Origin of the sequence: Aureibaculum algae, assembly GCF_006065315.1 — a bacterium.
Taxonomy (GTDB): domain Bacteria; phylum Bacteroidota; class Bacteroidia; order Flavobacteriales; family Flavobacteriaceae; genus Aureibaculum; species Aureibaculum algae.
The window spans coordinates 3,194,422-3,210,964 of sequence record NZ_CP040749.1 but is presented as its reverse complement, the minus strand read 5'-3'; the positions used below and the strand labels follow the sequence as shown (position 1 = coordinate 3,210,964).

At 29.1% G+C, this 16,543-nt stretch carries 15 protein-coding genes; 7 read left to right on the top strand and 8 right to left on the bottom strand.

The annotated features are described in order from the left end of the window. Window positions 1-8 precede the first annotated feature (8 nt). On the bottom strand, window positions 9-1,064 hold the full coding sequence (locus FF125_RS13420; RefSeq protein WP_138950247.1) for a response regulator: 1,056 nt from the start codon (window positions 1,062-1,064) through the stop codon (window positions 9-11). Continuing rightward, a complete protein-coding gene (locus FF125_RS13415) occupies window positions 1,061-2,941 on the bottom strand; it encodes a sensor histidine kinase (protein ID WP_138950246.1) in 1,881 nt (626 codons plus the stop codon). The genes FF125_RS13420 and FF125_RS13415 overlap by 4 nt, the downstream gene beginning before the upstream one ends. 172 nt (window positions 2,942-3,113) lie before the next feature. Between FF125_RS13415 and FF125_RS13410 the strand changes: the two genes are divergently transcribed. From FF125_RS13410 to FF125_RS13385, 6 genes are all read left to right on the top strand, one after another. Continuing rightward, window positions 3,114-4,028 carry a mechanosensitive ion channel domain-containing protein gene (locus FF125_RS13410; RefSeq protein ID WP_138950245.1) on the top strand — a complete coding sequence of 305 codons (915 nt, stop codon included), beginning with the start codon at window positions 3,114-3,116 and terminating at the stop codon, window positions 4,026-4,028. A 74-nt stretch (window positions 4,029-4,102) separates the two neighbouring features. Beyond that, entirely contained in the window at window positions 4,103-4,558 is a 456-nt protein-coding gene (locus FF125_RS13405; protein ID WP_138950244.1) for a pyridoxamine 5'-phosphate oxidase family protein, read from the top strand. A 71-nt stretch (window positions 4,559-4,629) separates the two neighbouring features. Next, window positions 4,630-5,331, top strand: coding sequence for a hypothetical protein (locus FF125_RS13400; RefSeq protein ID WP_138950243.1), 702 nt, complete (start codon window positions 4,630-4,632; stop codon window positions 5,329-5,331). 112 nt (window positions 5,332-5,443) lie between these two features. Beyond that, window positions 5,444-6,229 (top strand): MlaE family ABC transporter permease, encoded by a 786-nt coding sequence (locus FF125_RS13395; RefSeq protein ID WP_138950242.1) that lies wholly within the window; start codon window positions 5,444-5,446, stop codon window positions 6,227-6,229. 2 nt (window positions 6,230-6,231) lie between these two features. Then, window positions 6,232-6,972 (top strand): ABC transporter ATP-binding protein, encoded by a 741-nt coding sequence (locus FF125_RS13390; protein ID WP_138950241.1) that lies wholly within the window; start codon window positions 6,232-6,234, stop codon window positions 6,970-6,972. 7 nt (window positions 6,973-6,979) lie between these two features. Then, the gene (locus FF125_RS13385; protein ID WP_138950240.1) at window positions 6,980-7,966 is read left to right on the top strand and encodes an MlaD family protein; all 987 of its coding nucleotides are present in this window, start codon (window positions 6,980-6,982) and stop codon (window positions 7,964-7,966) included. 93 nt (window positions 7,967-8,059) lie between these two features. Here FF125_RS13385 and FF125_RS13380 read toward each other — a convergent pair whose 3' ends face one another. The 5 genes from FF125_RS13380 to FF125_RS13360 form a co-directional block, all read right to left on the bottom strand. Further along, window positions 8,060-8,689, bottom strand: a complete 630-nt coding sequence (locus FF125_RS13380) for a hypothetical protein (protein ID WP_138950239.1) — start codon at window positions 8,687-8,689, stop codon at window positions 8,060-8,062. A gap of 187 nt (window positions 8,690-8,876) precedes the next feature. Further along, window positions 8,877-9,719, bottom strand: a complete 843-nt coding sequence (locus FF125_RS13375; RefSeq protein WP_138950238.1) for a universal stress protein — start codon at window positions 9,717-9,719, stop codon at window positions 8,877-8,879. 68 nt (window positions 9,720-9,787) lie between these two features. After that, window positions 9,788-10,618, bottom strand: a complete 831-nt coding sequence (locus FF125_RS13370; protein WP_138950237.1) for a universal stress protein — start codon at window positions 10,616-10,618, stop codon at window positions 9,788-9,790. Between the two features lie 10 nt (window positions 10,619-10,628). Beyond that, a complete protein-coding gene (locus tag FF125_RS13365; protein WP_138950236.1) occupies window positions 10,629-11,474 on the bottom strand; it encodes a universal stress protein in 846 nt (281 codons plus the stop codon). Between the two features lie 77 nt (window positions 11,475-11,551). After that, window positions 11,552-12,409, bottom strand: a complete 858-nt coding sequence (locus FF125_RS13360) for a universal stress protein (RefSeq protein ID WP_138950235.1) — start codon at window positions 12,407-12,409, stop codon at window positions 11,552-11,554. A 316-nt stretch (window positions 12,410-12,725) separates the two neighbouring features. Between FF125_RS13360 and rpsA the strand changes: the two genes are divergently transcribed. Continuing rightward, the gene (gene rpsA / locus FF125_RS13355; protein ID WP_250629583.1) at window positions 12,726-14,990 is read left to right on the top strand and encodes a 30S ribosomal protein S1; all 2,265 of its coding nucleotides are present in this window, start codon (window positions 12,726-12,728) and stop codon (window positions 14,988-14,990) included. Between the two features lie 74 nt (window positions 14,991-15,064). Here rpsA and FF125_RS13350 read toward each other — a convergent pair whose 3' ends face one another. Further along, window positions 15,065-16,114: a glycosyltransferase family 10 domain-containing protein gene (locus FF125_RS13350; RefSeq protein WP_138950234.1), complete on the bottom strand. Its 1,050-nt coding sequence runs from the start codon at window positions 16,112-16,114 to the stop codon at window positions 15,065-15,067. Window positions 16,115-16,543 lie beyond the last annotated feature (429 nt).

Sequence of the window (16,543 nt, the reverse complement as noted above, 5' to 3'; positions counted from 1 at the left end):
ATCAATTTTTAATAAACTTGTTTTAATAAGTCAATATCAATTACCTTTATATTTCTTCCTTCAATATCAATGATACCTTCCTTTTTTAAACGTGTTAATGTTCTTATAAAAGTCTCGGTGGCAATACCAGCTACACTAGCCAAGTCACTTCTTGAGATTCGAATACCATCTTTTGGATGTTTTTTAATTTTTTCAGCAAACTGTAATATCGTATTTGCCGTTTTTTTTCTAACAGAACTGTATGCCATTTGTAATAATTGACCTTTAATTTCGGTTACATTTTCTGTAGAATAGTCCAACAACTCTAATGTTAAGGCATGATTTTTTAATAAAAGATCTTTAAAATCATTTTTTACCAATCTGAAAACTTGTGTTTTTTCGAGAGCTATTGCAGATTCTTTATAAGGCCTATTGTGAGATAAAGAAGTTAGCCCAAAAAAATCGTCCCCTTTGTGTAATGCGGTAATTAATTCTTTGCCTTGTTCATCAGTTTTTGAGGTTTTTACAACCCCTTTATATATTAAATATATATAATTTGAATGATCTCCTTCTCTATATATAGTTTGATCAAGGTTATATGTAACTTCTTCTGCATTATCAGAAAAATAGTTTTTAAGCTGATCAATTGTTTTTAGATTATCATCACTATTATATGATTGTATTAAGCTTTTCAAATCTGAATTCTCATTTAGAAGTGCTACTTTGGCAATTCGACTTTCTATAGCACTAATAAGTTCAGCTTCATTAAAAGGTTTGGTCAAATAATCGTCAGCACCCATATCCATTCCTTTTCGAATATCGCTATATTCAGTTTTTGCGGATAAAAAAATAAAAGGAATATGCTGTGTAGCAATTGTTTTAGAAAGTACATTTAATACTTCATAACCATTTATTTCAGGCATCATTATATCACATATAATTACATCAGGTAATTCTGTGATTGCTTTTGTAATTCCCATTTTACCATCTGCAGCTGTAAAAACCTTATAATTAGACAACTCTAACAGTTCTGCTGTGTTTTCTCTGACTACTACGTCATCTTCTATTAATAAAATTTTTTTCATTTTTCAATTATCTTTGGAAGTTCAACTATAAATGTAGATCCGCTATTTTCTTCACTTTTGAAGTTTATTGTTCCACCTAAATTTTCTAAATGTGCTTTTATAATATTTAGACCTATGCCTGTACCATGATTATTCAATACATTTTCAGCTCTAAAGTAACGATTAAATATGTGTTTTTGGTCATTTATCGGAATTCCTATTCCATAATCAATAACCTTTAAAATTAAATTATTTTCACATTCTGAAACTTCAAGATTAATGTCTGTGTTTTCAGGTGAATATTTTATGGAATTATAAATTAAATTAGATAAAATTAATTCTAAAATCCGCTCATCTTGATGTAAGTTAAATTCATCACTATTTTGAGAAATATTAATTCTTTGTCCGCCTTTTAATAACATATTTGCATTATAAACCACTTCGTTTACGACTTTACTCAAATTAAAATCAGTAAATTTATAAGTTACTTTTCCTAATTCTAAACGTTCAATAGATAAAAAATCGTTAAGAATATTGTTAAGGTAATGTACTTTACTCGTAATTATATTTAAGTGTTTATCTCTTTTTTCTTGTTGTTCAGTGAGCTTGTATTTTTCTAGTAAAATAGTTGATGTTAAAATGCCACTTAATGGTGTTTTAAATTCATGCGATACTAAAGACAGAAACTTTGTTTTAAGTTCGTTTAGTTCTTTTTCTTTAGTCAAGGCAATTTTCAATTGTTCGGTCCGTTTTGCGACGGTATTTTCTAACTTTTCTGTATAATTTTTTCGCTCAGTAATATCTAAGATTATCGCAACGAGTAATTCATGATCTTCAGATGAAGATAGTTGTAAGTGTACCTCAATAGGGTACGTGGTGCCATCTTTTCTTTGATGGATGGCTTCAAATTCAATTTTTTCTTTATCCTTATGAATTAGAGGAGCTATCAATGTTCTAAAATCATTTTCGGTAATTTCAGGTTTTATATCGAAAGGGGTCAATTCTTTAAGTTCTTCAAGAGTATAACCTATATTTTTTTGTGCTCCTCTATTAGCATTTAAAAATTTTAATGATACTTTATCGAATATAAATATTTCATTTAATGATTCATCAAAAATAGAAGCCCAATGCTTAAGTTCTTGCTCAGCATACATCCGCTTTGTAATATCATTTTGGATTCCAATAAAATGAGTAACAACACCATCATTATTCTTTATAGGCGTTACAGACAGGTCATTCCAAAATAAAGTACCGTCTTTTTTATAATTACGCAGAATTGTACTACAACTTATTCCTTTTTTTATAGCCAATCGAATTTGCTCTATGCTTTCTTGATCTCTATCATCAGTTTGTAAGAACCTGCAATTTTTATTTATGATTTCAGATTCTGAATACCCGGTGAGTTTAATAAAAGCGGAATTGCAATAAATGATAGGGTTGTCATATTGTAGTGCATCGGTTATAACAATACCATTAGCTGCTGACTGCAGAGCTTCACTTTTTATGAGTAAATTTTTTTCATTTTCCTTTCTTTCGGTAATATCAATCAATAAAACCATGTTATAGGTTTTACCATAAACCGTAAAAGGATTTAAACCAATTTCAGTAGGAAAAATGGCACCATTTTTTCGTAAGCCATAAAGTTCAATACTATCTGAAATTTGCCTTTTCTCACCTTTTTTAACAAACTTTTTGAAGAGTACTTTTTGAATTTTATGATATTTTTTTGGAATTAGTTTTTCCAAATATTTTCCTATTAATTCGGCAGAGGTATAACCAAATACTTTATTGGTAGACGAATTGGTTGATACAATTTTTTGATCATTATCAATAATGATAATACATTCAGAAATTGCTTCAGATAGAATGCTAAATATATCTTGATTTTGTTGAAACATTTTACAAGATTTTTTATAAGATGATAACTGTAGTAAAGTTACAAAAATTCCTTCAGCATAATAATTATAAACGATTAAACTATAGTGGTGGTTTTTTAGATGATATGTATCATTTTTAAAGGCTTTAGGATCTATTAACTTTAGTACAAATATTAATTAATTCTTAAATACTATGAATTTAATAGAAGATATTAAAATTTGGATTTCTGAAAATCCTTTTGTTGTGGGAATCGTTAAATACTTATTATGGGTGCTTTTTATTATTATCGTTATAAAATTGACGAGGAGAGTTTTAAGAAGGAGAATTTCAAACACAAGTGCAAGGTATAAATCTCAAAAAGGCATTGAAATATTAGGATATATATTATTAATTCTTTTATCCCTTTTCTATTTTTCAGGTTCAATGAAAAATTTCACTATTGCTATTGGTGTTTTTACGGCGGGTATTGCTTTTACATTACAAGAATTGATTTTAAGCTTGGCCGGATCTGTTTATATTTTTTTAGTTAAAGTGTACAAACCTGGAGATAGAATTGAAATTAATGGTATTAAAGGCGATGTAATTGATGTGGATAGTATTTATACCACCATGATGGAAATTGGCCAATGGGTAAGTAGTGATAATTACAGTGGTAGAATTGTAAAATTGAGTAACGCCTTTGTGTTTAAAGGCCCCATATATAATTATTCTCAAGATTTCCCCTTTATCTGGGATGAGTTTAACTTACCTATTAAATATGGTTCAGACATTGAATTAGCAAAACTTATTGTTATTAAAATAGCTCGTAAAGTATTATCAGATTATACCTTAAACTCAAAGGCTAAATGGAATGATGTTGTAAATAAATATTATATAGAAAATGCTGAGGTAGATCCAACTTTAGCGATAACCTTAAATGATAATTGGATACAATTCAATCTTAGATATATTGTTGATTATAAGAAACGCCGTGGCACAAAAGATGTATTGAATGATGAAATTAGAAAAGAAATTTATTTGACTAATGGAAAAGTAATGTTAGCCTCTACGACATTAGAATTGATAAAAATACCTAAACTAGAAGTAGATGTAAATAAAACGAACTAATACATTTTGTTCAACTGATATTGGTCATTTTAAAACAGCTAATTTCTTATTATTTTTAGTAAAAATATTAAAGGATGATACAGCTAGTTAAAGATAAAGAGTTAATTCAAATACTCAGTTCCAATTATATCGGTTTCCTAGGGTATATATTTCAGAATAGGCCATTTGTTGTACCTATAACCTACTATTACTGTAAAGAGAATAATTGTATCATAGGGTATACTGAAGGTGGTCAAAAAACGATGGCTATGCGAAAAAACAATTTTGTTTCATTGGAAGTTGCAGAAATTCAATCGCCTAGTAATTGGAGATCTGTGCTTGTACATGGTGAATATAAGGAATTGTCAGGTGTTGATGCAAAATATTATCTGCATGATTTTTCTATATGTATAAAGGATATAATTAGAAAAAAAGAACTGAAAGACCTTCATTTTATTAGTGAGTTTTCAAGTAAGATTTATGATGATGGGGAACCCATTGTCTTTCAGATTAAAATTAATGAAATGACAGGAAGGAAAAGAAAAAATTAAAGTCAATTTTGATTTATTTTACGTGCATGCTTTAACATATATATAATTCTAACTATCTAAATTTCCGAATCATGATTACTAAAGAATTACAACAATTAAGATTAGAGAATAATTTTAAACATTTTTATATAAAAGTTTCAAGCTTTATACCTAGTCTTAAAGATTTTATAGCAAGAAAGCTAAATATTGCGGAGGATTTAGGGGTAATAGATAAGAATTTTTTTAATCCTAATGATATTTTAGATGATGTATACCTTGACGTATTTGAAAATTTCAATAATAAAATTGCCAAAAAGGATTTAAGAAGAATGCTTTTTGAAAAAAGTGTTGAAAAAATTGATGAAATAACCATATTAGGTCACCAATTTGAAAATAATATCAATATTGGTGAAATATTAAAAGAAGAATTGCAAACCATGGATGAAAGGTATACTACTGATGGCGATGGTGATTTTATTTTGTATGAGGAATTAGATGATATTTCTTACCATCAAAATGATTTTAAGCCTAAACATATTATCTTAGATCAATCCATAGAAAAACTAATTACCAGTAAACTAAATTTAGAAGATTTGACATTACAATCTGCTAAAAAACGAAAATTATTAGGAAGCCTATTTTTTAAGATGCCACCAAGAAGTAAAGCCATTATTGAGTTGTATGTTTTTGCAAATCAAAGTGTGAGTGAAATTTCTGAAATTTTAATTATAGAAGAACTGATGGTCAAGAAAGTGGTGAATAAAGTAAAAGAAAAATTTAGCCTTATCCTTTAGATAAGTTCTGTCTTGTTGACTATTTTATTAAAGAAAGGACTAATAACCTCAATGATTATAAATGATCTAAATCATTTTATTACATAAATATCAGTGGTAAATTTGTATTGATATGAAATCCAAATCAACACAATTAGCGACGAAATTTAAATCTTTTTTTGAAGAAATAGGTGACCTGGCATATTTTGCAGGTCGCTTTTTTAAAGAAGTCTTCACGAGACCTTTTGAATTTAAAGAATTGTTACGCCAATGTTATAATATGGGTAACCGTTCGTTGTTATTGGTGGGTGTAACGGGATTTATATTAGGCTTGGTTTTTACACTGCAATCACGCCCCACTTTAATGGAATTTGGAGCTGAATCTTGGATGCCCTCCATGGTCAGTATTTCTATAGTGAGAGAAATAGGACCTGTTATTATTGCACTAATTTGTGCAGGAAGAATTGGCTCTGGTATTGGTGCTGAACTAGGCTCTATGAGAGTGACAGAACAAATTGATGCCATGGAGGTTTCGGGTACAAATCCCTTTAAGTATTTAGTGGTAACACGTATTTTAGCTGCTACACTTATGCTTCCTTTACTTATTATTTTTGGTGATGCCATTGCTTTAGTTGGCTCCGCAATAGTAGAGAACCTAAAAGGAGAAGTATCATTTTTACTTTATTTTAATAAAGTGACAAATGCACTAGAATTTTCTGATGTTATTCCAGCAACTATCAAAACATTTTTCTTTGGTTTTGCCATTGGTTTGGTCGGTACATTTAAGGGGTATTATTGTAAAAAAGGAACTGTTGGTGTTGGCGAAGCTTCTAATTCAGCTGTAGTTTATACTTCTATGCTCCTTTTTGTAATAGACTTTATAGCTGTTTTTATTGTTGATATATTTTTTGAAGTTTAAATATGGAAAAAACAAACAACAGAGAACCCGTTTTAAAAATAGTAGACTTGAAAAAAAGTTTTGGAGATAACCATGTGCTTAATGGATTTTCTTTAGAGTTATACAAAGGTGAAAGTTTAGTGATTATGGGAAAATCAGGTTCTGGTAAATCAGTAATGATTAAATGTTTAATGGGCTTGTTAATGCATGATAGTGGTCTTATTGAAATTATGGGCCATGATCTGTCTAAACTCACACAGAATCAATTAAATGACTTAAGATCACAAATAGGGTTTCTTTTTCAAGGTAGTGCTCTTTATGATTCTATGACGGTACGCGAAAATTTAGAGTTTCCGCTACGTAAAAACAAAGAAAAGTTTAAGCAAAAAGATGCTTTAGTATTAGAAGCATTAGATAGTGTTGGTTTAGCTCATGTAATGGATTTAATGCCCGAAGAACTCTCTGGAGGTATGAAACGTAGAGTTGCTTTAGCAAGAGCTATTATTCTAAAACCTAAAATTATAATTTATGATGAACCAACGACGGGATTAGATCCGATAACCTCAAAAGAAATTATTCAATTGATGAGAGATATTCAGGAAAAATATGGAGCTTCATCGTTAATAATAACGCACGATGTTGATTGTGCTCGAGTAATTGCGAACAGAATGATTCTGCTAATTGATGGTGTAAATTATGCTGAAGGTAGTTTTGCAGAATTGGCATTATCAACGGATAAAAATATTAAAGCATTTTTTAAATAATGAAGCTATGCAACAAACGAAAACACAGAAATTTAAATTGGGTTTATTTATAATTGTGAGTACACTATTATTAATAATTGCTCTTTATTTTATAGGGAATAAACAAAATATTTTTGGTAAAACATTTAAAATAAGTGCCGTGTTTAATAATGTGAACGGCTTACAATTAGGTAATAATGTTAGATATTCGGGTATTAATGTTGGTACCGTAAAAAGTATCGAAATGATTAATGACACTACAATTTGTGTAGACATGATTGTTGAAGATAAAATTTTACAACATTTAAAAAAGAACGCATTGGCAGCGATTAGTTCTGACGGTTTGGTGGGTAGTATGATTATTAACATTGTTCCCGTAAAAGAAAGTTCGGAAGCATTAATGTCTGGAGATACGATTAAATCATTTAGCAAAATTTCAACCAGTGATATGATGTCAACTTTAAATACTACCAATGAAAACGCAGCACTACTAACATCAGATTTACTAAAAATAACCACCGAAGTTAATCAAGGAAAAGGGACCCTAGGGATGCTAATCAATGATGAAAGCTTGGCGTTAAACATAAAAGAGACTTTTTTAACATTAAAATCCGCCAGTATTAGTGCTTCAGAAACTATAGATAAACTTAATAAAATTATTAATTCTGTAAATTATAATGAGAGTGTGGCGGCTGTCTTATTGAGTGATTCTATATCAGCAAAAAAAATGAAATCTATCATTCAAAACCTTGATTACTCTAGTAGTAAAATAGATTCAGTACTTACTAATATAAATAATGTGGTTATAGGGATAAAATCAGGTGATGGAGCACTCAATTATATGATTAATGATACTGTTTTTGTTAAGAATATAGATAGTACTATGATGAACCTAAAGGATGGAAGTACCCTTTTAAATGAAAATTTAGAAGCGTTAAAGCATAATTTTTTATTCAGAGGTTATTTCAAAAAATTGGAGAAGAAGAAACTGAAAGAGAATAATAAAGACAATTAGAAAATACTACAGCGTTAAATTATAAGGTTGGTAGTAGAATTACAATTTATAATATCATAGGTGAACTATAGAGACTTATCGTCTTAAATCTAGTTATTCATTTTTTTGTATTAAGTTTTGTTCTTCTAATACAAACAATACTAAATTAATATAATCTTTTACCGTTTCATTTATGGAATTAGGGTCAATTATATCAATATAACCTTTCCAAATGAGCGTTCTTTCTTCTGTTTTACAAATACAATACAATGAGGTTTCTACATGATATACTTTATATTCATCATAATAATTTCTATTAAAATATATTTCTTGATTATTGTAATAATCATATTTAAAACCATAGTTTGTGTCTTTATCAAATTTATTGAAAAATGCGGTACGGTCTTCTACACCAGCAACTTTGGTTAACAAAACGCTGTCAAACCCATCTTTTATTAGGCTATCTTCTAGCATAATTAAGTCATCTTCAGATCTTCTGTAGCTCATAAGAGATTCATCAAATAGCTCGTAACTTGTCACCGCTTCAACACCTCTCGATTGATATTTTTGTTTTAATTTTTCTTCAAATTTTTGTCTAGCTTCGTCATTAGAAGTCATTCCTATTATTAATATTTTGGCAGGTGCGAAAGAGTCAATATCCGGATTTTTCCAATTGTTAACGAGTTCAGCCGAAGAACAGCTTACTAGTATAAACCCAAGTAGTATACTGATTATTTTTTTCATAATAGTGCTACATTTAGTTTTTTAAAAATAACACTATAATTTTATGACTGAAATGATATTAATCAGTTTGGTACGACATGAATTGGTTAAGTATCGTGCGTTAAATTTACACAAAAGCACCTATTAAAATAATATGATTAAGTTTTGCTAATGCTCTATAATTAGTTTTAAAGAAGCTTAAACCACACTAAATAGGTATTACTAATAGAGGTATTGCACTGTGAAAGCTTACTTTTTTTATGACAGCTTCCTCAATTAATTTTTTAAGGAATTTTTTTTCAGAATTTACTAAGCAAACTAAATCAGAATTGTGGTTTTTGCTGAAATTCATTATTGATTTTGCAACTTTACCATCTAATTCGGTTTGTTCAAAAGAAACGGTACCATCCTTGAATAATGCTTTGATATCTTTTAAATTATGAAGTTTCGTTTTATCTAAATCATCACCTTCCTTGACATTCAATAAACAGATATTACTTTCATGAATCGTTTGCAATTCAATTAAAGAAAATAGCTCAATGGAGTAGAATCTTCTTTTTAAATCCGTGGCAAAAATGATATTTTTTAATTCTGTAAATTCATAATCTTTTGGCACCGTTAATACGGGGCAAAGTTCTATATGATTAATAACGCTAACGGCATTACTTCCCATAAAAATCTCCTTAGCACCAGTAGCACCAGTAGTGCCCATAACAATGATATCAATATTGTAATTTGTAACAACTTGTTTAATTTGAAAAACTAAATCACCAGCTTGAGAAATTGTTTGGTATTTGTGATCGTCATTTAATAAATTTTCATCTAAATAACGTTGAATTTTTTTCAGTCCTTTTTCTGATTCATCTTTTAATACCCTATGAAGATGCGTATCTCTATACTTAGACATTCGGTTACTAGTTCTAGAAGTACCCGCTTGGTAGGTATGTAAAATATAAAAATGGGCAGGAACAGCATCGTACAATCTAATGGCATAGAGTAATGCATCCCAGGCATTATCAGAAAAGTCGGTAGGTATTAAAATATTTTTCATTAGTACTAATTTTAATTGAACAAATTGTAATCAGTATTTTAACAAATAATACGTTGTTTTTGAATATATTATTCAGGTATTACTAAAAGTGGAATTCTAGGATGAAAAGCTAATTTTTTTATCACAGGTTCCTTTAGTACATTCTCAATAGGACCATGTTCATAATTTACCATGGCAAGCATGTCTATCTTATAATCTTTGATAAACATAATTATGTTTTCTGATTTTTTTGAATTGTCATCAATGTAATGAAAATTGTATTTCTGGTCGGCTAAATATTTCTCTAGTCTTTCTATATTATGCTTTTGAGCAAGCGTTAAACTTTTTTCGACATTGATATGTACAATTCTTATTTCAGAATTATATAACGTGGTCATGTTTTTAAGTGTCTCCAATTCTCTATCCGTATACTTCCGGTTATAATCTGTTGGAAAACCAATTTGTTTTGGAGCAACAAAACTATATTCTTCTGGAATAACTAAAATAGGACAATTTTTTACTTTATTAATGACTTCAACGGTATTACTGCCCGCAAAGAATTCAACAGCTGCAGTACATCCTTTAGTACCCATTATTATGAGCTCAATATCATTTTGTTTAATGGCTTTATCAATGGCGGTATGTAATTTGTCATTGCTTATAATATTCTTATAATCATGTTTTGTATTTGCATTTTCCCGTTTAGTTTTTAATTCTAATTCTTGCATTTTTTTCAACCCTTTTTTATATGATTCCTCAACATAATGTGGTGTTATATATGTTCTAGAAGTAGAGTTGATAAAATTAGTAGAATGTAAAAAGTAAAAAGTACATACCTCATTTTTATAAAGCATTAATGCGTATTGTACGGCACTTTGTGAATTTTTAGAAAAGTCGATCGGTATTAATATGTTTTTCATGTTGTTTAAATTAAAAATTAGAAGGAACAACCAAGAACGGAACCGTTAAATGAAATCCAATTTGATTGATCACTTTCTTAAAAAATAAGTTTTCTAAAAAAGTATGTTTATTTTTAATCATCATTAACATGTGGACATAAGTAGATTTCTGAAATTCATTAATTGCTTGTGGAATTTCTTGATCTTTTACAGAATAAAATTCTTTATGTATTGAATTTAATAAATTATCTAATTTATTTTTATGTGTGTTTTCTTCTTCATTTAAATCTCTATTTAAAGAAACATGCAGTATATGCACTTTAGAGTTGTATATACTGCTAATTGTTTCTAAAATATCTAAATGTTTAGCCGAGTAATCAATTTTATAGTCCGTAGGAAAAAGAATGTCTTTTGGTTTTTCAAAGAAAAAACCATCAGGTATTGCCAACACGGGGCATTTGACTTTTTTTATGGTATGAATGGTATTTGTGCCAAAAAGCACTTCTTCAACACCAGAAGCTCCTTTTGTACCCATAATTATTAAATCCAAATTCTTTTGAGCTACGAGCAAATCAATTTCATCGGTAAGGGTGCTAAATGAAGAGATTAATTCGAATTCGTGTTTGGGATTGTTATATTTTTCAATTACATATTTTTCAAGATCATTTAATGCCTCTAAAGAGTTATTCCTTATAACATCAACTACATTACCTATATAAGCACCGCTACTCATTTGATAATCGTAGTTATAGATAATAGGCGTATAGGTATTTAAAATATAAAATTTACACGGTTCATTATTAAATAATTCTAAGGCATAATTAATAGCATTTTTAGAATTTTCAGAAAAGTCTGTGGGTAAAAGTATATTTTTCATGATGATTACTATTTTTTCAAATAAACATTAATTGTGACTAAAATAAAATGACCTAAATCAGTCTTTTGATTTCTAAATCAAGAAAGATTTAGTTTTAGACAATTACTAACATTAAAACTAATCAGTGGATATTTACCATAATCATTCATTAACAATACGGTATCTTTATTTAATAATTTTTTTATAAATCCACCTTTCTTACGATCAAGCATCGCTATTAAATCAGCATCATTTTTTTCAGCATATAATCGCAATGAATTAAAAACGTCATCTGAAGAAATTACTTCAAAGTTAATTTTTTCATATTTTATTTTATTGGCAATCATTTCTTTAAACCATGCCATTTGAACCTCACCAGGGTATTCATTTTTTAAAGAAGCATGTACTACTTTTATTTCTGATTTTAAAGGTTCTGCAATTTCAGTTAATTTACAAATAGCATGTATGTCATCTTCTTCAAAGGCAGTAGCATATACTATCGTTTTTATTTTTGAGATTCTTTTTTGGTAAGGTATTGATAGTATAGGGAACAAACTTTTTTCTATCAAATTTTTAGTGGTATTACCCATTATAAAATCCTTTATAGTACCATTACCTTTGGTACCAACAACTACAAATGTTGAATCTAATTCTTGAGCTTTTTCGATAATTCCGTTTAAAACGGATTTATTTTCAACAGCTTCAACAGTTATATTTTTTAAATCATAGCCTAAATTATCGATACAAAATTGTTCTAATTTGGAGGCGTGTTTTTCAAAATAGTTTACACCAAAGTCTGGTTCAGTATCTCCAACAATATTTAATAATGTGGATGGATAGTGAAACACATGAATTACCTTTAATTGGATATTCATTTTTGTACTTAACTGATATGCATATTGTAACGCGGTAACAGAATACTTTGAATAGTCAGTAGCGTAAAGTATATTTTTCATGGTATCTACTTTAAAAATTGTAAGGTAAATTTAGAAGTTAAAACCTATAAAAAAAATGATATTTATCATGATAAAAATAACATCAATATTTAGGGTAATTGCAATAGGTAATCTCTAAACAATAAATTCTCTGTTTTTTCTTTGCATTTATTTGATATTCTTATTGTTAGATTGAGAAAAAATCAATACTTTTGCACTCCTTTTTACGAGTACAGATTTAGAAAGGAATTAGAAAACAAAAATTAATATAAACTCTTTTATTGAGGTTGTCGTTAAAAATCTGAATTTCAGTAAAATACAAAATTTATTAGACCATATGTCTAAACTACAAGAAAAAATAGATCAATACACAGAAGAAGTTAACAAATTAGGTTTAAAATTAGATACTAATTTATTAGCAAGTGTAACCAAAGGATTAGGTCCTTCAATCTACAAAGTTGATGCTGAAAAAGTATCAAGTTCTGACACAAAAGAATTAGATACTGTAAAGAAGAATTTTTTAATTAAAAAATTAGGATTAGAAGATACTCCAAAATTAGATGAAGCTATCCAAAAGGCTATTGAAACAATAGGATCTTCAAACAGAAATAAGTACAGAGCTATTTTCTATACTATTTTAGTTGAAGAATTTGGAGCACAAGCAGTATACGCTGAAGATGCAAAAGAAGAAGTTGAAGCTCCGAAAGAAGAAGTAGCAGCTAAAGAGGCTCCTAAAAAAGAGGAGAAAGCAGCTGTTGTTGAAGAAGTAAAGGAAGAGGCTCCAAAGAAAGAAGAAAAAGAAGTTGTTGCTAAAACTGAAGAAGTTAAAGCAGAAGCTCCTGCTCCGGAACCAACAAACACTCAAGAATTTTTAGATAACTTTAACTGGCATAAATACGAAGAAGGTATTGAAGCAGTTGATGAATCAAAATTAGAAGAATTTGATAAAGCACTTAAAGGAACTGTAGGTTTTGTTGAGGAGCGTCAAGTTATAGATGGAGAAGTTATTAGATTGACTGATAGAGAAGCGATTATTGATATCAATTCAAAATCAGAAGGTGTAATTTCTTTAAACGAATTTAGATATAACCCAAATTTAGCAGTAGGTGATACTGTTGAGGTATTGGTAGATAAGCGTGAAGATAGTACTGGTCAATTAGTATTATCACACAAAAAAGCAAGAGTAATCAAGGCTTGGGAACGTGTTAATACAGCACATGAAACTCAAGAAGTGGTTAATGGTTACATCAAATGTAGAACTAAAGGTGGTATGATTGTAGATGTTTTCGGAATCGAAGCATTCTTACCAGGTTCTCAAATTGATGTTAAACCAATTAGAGATTACGATCAATATGTTGATAAAACAATGGAATTCAAAGTGGTTAAAGTAAATCACGAATTTAAAAACGTTGTAGTATCTCACAAAGCATTAATTGAAGCTGATCTTGCTGAACAGAAAAAAGAAATCATTGGCCAATTAGAAAAAGGACAAGTATTAGAAGGTATTGTTAAAAATATTACTTCTTATGGTGTATTTGTTGATTTAGGTGGTGTTGATGGTTTAGTTCATATTACAGATTTATCTTGGAGTAGAATTAATCACCCAAGTGAAGTACTTGAATTAGATGAGAAAATAAATGTAGTAATCCTTGATTTTGATGATAACAAATCTAGAATTCAATTAGGATTAAAACAATTACAGAAACATCCTTGGGAAGCGTTAGATAATGAACTTAAAGTTGGTGATAAAGTAAAAGGTAAAGTTGCTATTATTGCTGATTATGGTGCATTTATTGAAGTAAGTCAAGGTGTTGAAGGATTAATTCACGTTTCTGAAATGTCATGGTCTACACATTTACGTTCTGCACAAGATTTCGTAAAAGTAGGTGATGAAGTAGAAGCAGTAATCTTAACTCTAGATAGAGAAGAGCGTAAAATGTCTCTTGGTATGAAACAATTACATCCAGATCCTTGGACAGATGTAACTACTAAATATCCTGTAGGTTCTAAACATACTGGTACGGTAAGAAATTACACTAATTTTGGTGTGTTTGTTGAGTTAGAAGAAGGTATTGACGGTTTAGTTTATATTTCTGATTTATCTTGGACAACTAAAGTAAAACACCCATCTGATTTTGTAAAAGTTGGTGATAAATTAGAAGTTGAAGTATTAGAATTAGATGTAGAAGGACGTAAATTAAATTTAGGTCATAAACAAACTACTGAAAATCCTTGGGATGCTTATGAAGATAAGTTCTCAATTGATTCTGTTCATGCTGGTGAAGTAACTTCTGTAACTGATAAAGGAGCTTTAGTTTCTTTTGGAGATGATGATGTTGAAGCATTTGTGCCTCAACGCCACATGGAAAAAGAAGATGGATCTAAAATCGTTAAAGGAGATAAAGTTGACTTTAAAGTTTTAGAATTCAATAAAGAATATAGAAGACTAGTAGTTTCTCATACCGCTAACTTTAGAGAGCAAGAAGAGAAAACAGTTAGAGCAACTAAAAAGAAAATGGACGATAATATAGAGAAATCTACATTAGGAGATATTTCTGCTTTAGCAGCTTTAAAAGATAAAATGGATGCTGATAAAAAGTAATCATTAAATCTTAATAAATTTTAAAAGCCGTCTCAATTAATTGAGACGGCTTTTTTATGTAGTAAAATGATTTTTTACTTTTTATATAATAAAGATTTACCTTTAAATACTTCTTTAATTTTTTGTTTCAATTTAAACAGCGAATGCTTTATCAAGTAGTTGTATAAATTATGATAATCTTCTGATGAATTACATTTGTTTATGGTTACCATTTCTTTTGGTAGCTCCGCATCCATCTGGTCGCATAAAGATGCCACATAATCGAACATATTATACTCTGTTACTGCTTTAATCTTAGCGTCTTTTAGGTAGGCTTGTTTTTTTTCAAAAGTATCTTCCTTGATTATTTTATCAATAATGGCAACTGAAGCATCAAAATCATGAATATCGATGGCTTGATAGGATTCTTTATTAAAATAGTCAGAGAGGTTTTTACAACCATAATAGATGGGGAATGTTTCCGCTAAAAAACAATCGGAGATTTTCTCAGTCCAATAATAATTTTCTGATGAATTTTCTATGGCGATATGATATTTATAAGGTGATAAAACATCCCATTTATCATCAAAATCGTTGAATCCATGTCCAAATACATCAATCTGATCTCCATAATATGCCTTTAACTTCTCAACAAACTCAATTCTTTCAAGATGACCTTTTGTAAATGCCTTATTACTTGTTATCACAGAGATGAGTTTCGTTTTCTTTACCGACTTATTGTTTAATAAGTCGTTATAGGTCAATGAATATGAAAGTGTATTATCTTTTAATTTTTTAAATCCAACAAACCACGGAAGTATGGCAGGGCCTAAAACTAAATTTTTATGTTTAGTTTGCTCTTGACAGGAACATACAGTCCCAAATTGTTTTATATACCCTTTAGGATAGACTAGAACTGATTTAGGTTCTGTAGTTAATAATATTGTATTTTCTGGAGCTACTTTGTAGGTTTCACCTGCTCTTACACCTTTCCCTTGTACAACCCAAAAATCCGGTTCTTCAATTTCTTCATCAATATAAAACTGATAACGCCCATCAGTAGATATTCCTTTACCATCTTTTGTTTGTCTTAGCATTATTTTGCCTAAACTTTCACGGTATGGAGTAAATTTTACTTTATACATTAATGTGATTTTTCAATGTTATCTGTTCAATAAATAAAACATTAGCAATTGCAAATGTATGTAGAAATTAGACCTGTAATCAACATTTTCTTCCTTTAATAATTTTTTTTTTTGTTATTTTAGTTGATAAAAAGATAAAGATAATGTACGTAATTTATGAAAAAAAGAATAAATATTTTGATGATTAGCCAACAAATTGATTTGAGCATATCTAAATACGATTGCTTTCTCTATTGGGAAAGAAACAAATTAGGTTGGATGATGTAATATTGATTCAATGATAATCATAACTAAAGCATCACCATATTTAAAGCTCAACGGTATTTATGAGTTTGTAGCGTTGAAAGTTTAAAACAACACCATTACATAAAATTTACTTAGGCGTAAAACTCAATTCTTTTAACAAGTACTGCAAATAATGAAAGTAGA

Excerpts from the sequence above, each read along its gene's own strand:
- FF125_RS13350 (WP_138950234.1), bottom strand. The coding sequence starts at position 16,114 with ATGTATAAAGTAAAATTTACTCCATACCGTGAAAGTTTAGGCAAAATA.
- FF125_RS13410 (WP_138950245.1), top strand. The coding sequence starts at position 3,114 with ATGAATTTAATAGAAGATATTAAAATTTGGATTTCTGAAAATCCTTTT.
- FF125_RS13365 (WP_138950236.1), bottom strand. The coding sequence starts at position 11,474 with ATGAAAAATATACTTTTACCCACAGACTTTTCTGAAAATTCTAAAAAT.
- FF125_RS13380 (WP_138950239.1), bottom strand. The coding sequence starts at position 8,689 with ATGAAAAAAATAATCAGTATACTACTTGGGTTTATACTAGTAAGCTGT.
- FF125_RS13400 (WP_138950243.1), top strand. The coding sequence starts at position 4,630 with ATGATTACTAAAGAATTACAACAATTAAGATTAGAGAATAATTTTAAA.
- FF125_RS13390 (WP_138950241.1), top strand. The coding sequence starts at position 6,232 with ATGGAAAAAACAAACAACAGAGAACCCGTTTTAAAAATAGTAGACTTG.
- FF125_RS13395 (WP_138950242.1), top strand. The coding sequence starts at position 5,444 with ATGAAATCCAAATCAACACAATTAGCGACGAAATTTAAATCTTTTTTT.
- FF125_RS13405 (WP_138950244.1), top strand. The coding sequence starts at position 4,103 with ATGATACAGCTAGTTAAAGATAAAGAGTTAATTCAAATACTCAGTTCC.
- FF125_RS13385 (WP_138950240.1), top strand. The coding sequence starts at position 6,980 with ATGCAACAAACGAAAACACAGAAATTTAAATTGGGTTTATTTATAATT.
- FF125_RS13415 (WP_138950246.1), bottom strand. The coding sequence starts at position 2,941 with ATGTTTCAACAAAATCAAGATATATTTAGCATTCTATCTGAAGCAATT.
- FF125_RS13420 (WP_138950247.1), bottom strand. The coding sequence starts at position 1,064 with ATGAAAAAAATTTTATTAATAGAAGATGACGTAGTAGTCAGAGAAAAC.
- FF125_RS13370 (WP_138950237.1), bottom strand. The coding sequence starts at position 10,618 with ATGAAAAACATATTAATACCGATCGACTTTTCTAAAAATTCACAAAGT.
- FF125_RS13360 (WP_138950235.1), bottom strand. The coding sequence starts at position 12,409 with ATGAAAAATATACTTTACGCTACTGACTATTCAAAGTATTCTGTTACC.
- rpsA (WP_250629583.1), top strand. The coding sequence starts at position 12,726 with ATGTCTAAACTACAAGAAAAAATAGATCAATACACAGAAGAAGTTAAC.
- FF125_RS13375 (WP_138950238.1), bottom strand. The coding sequence starts at position 9,719 with ATGAAAAATATTTTAATACCTACCGACTTTTCTGATAATGCCTGGGAT.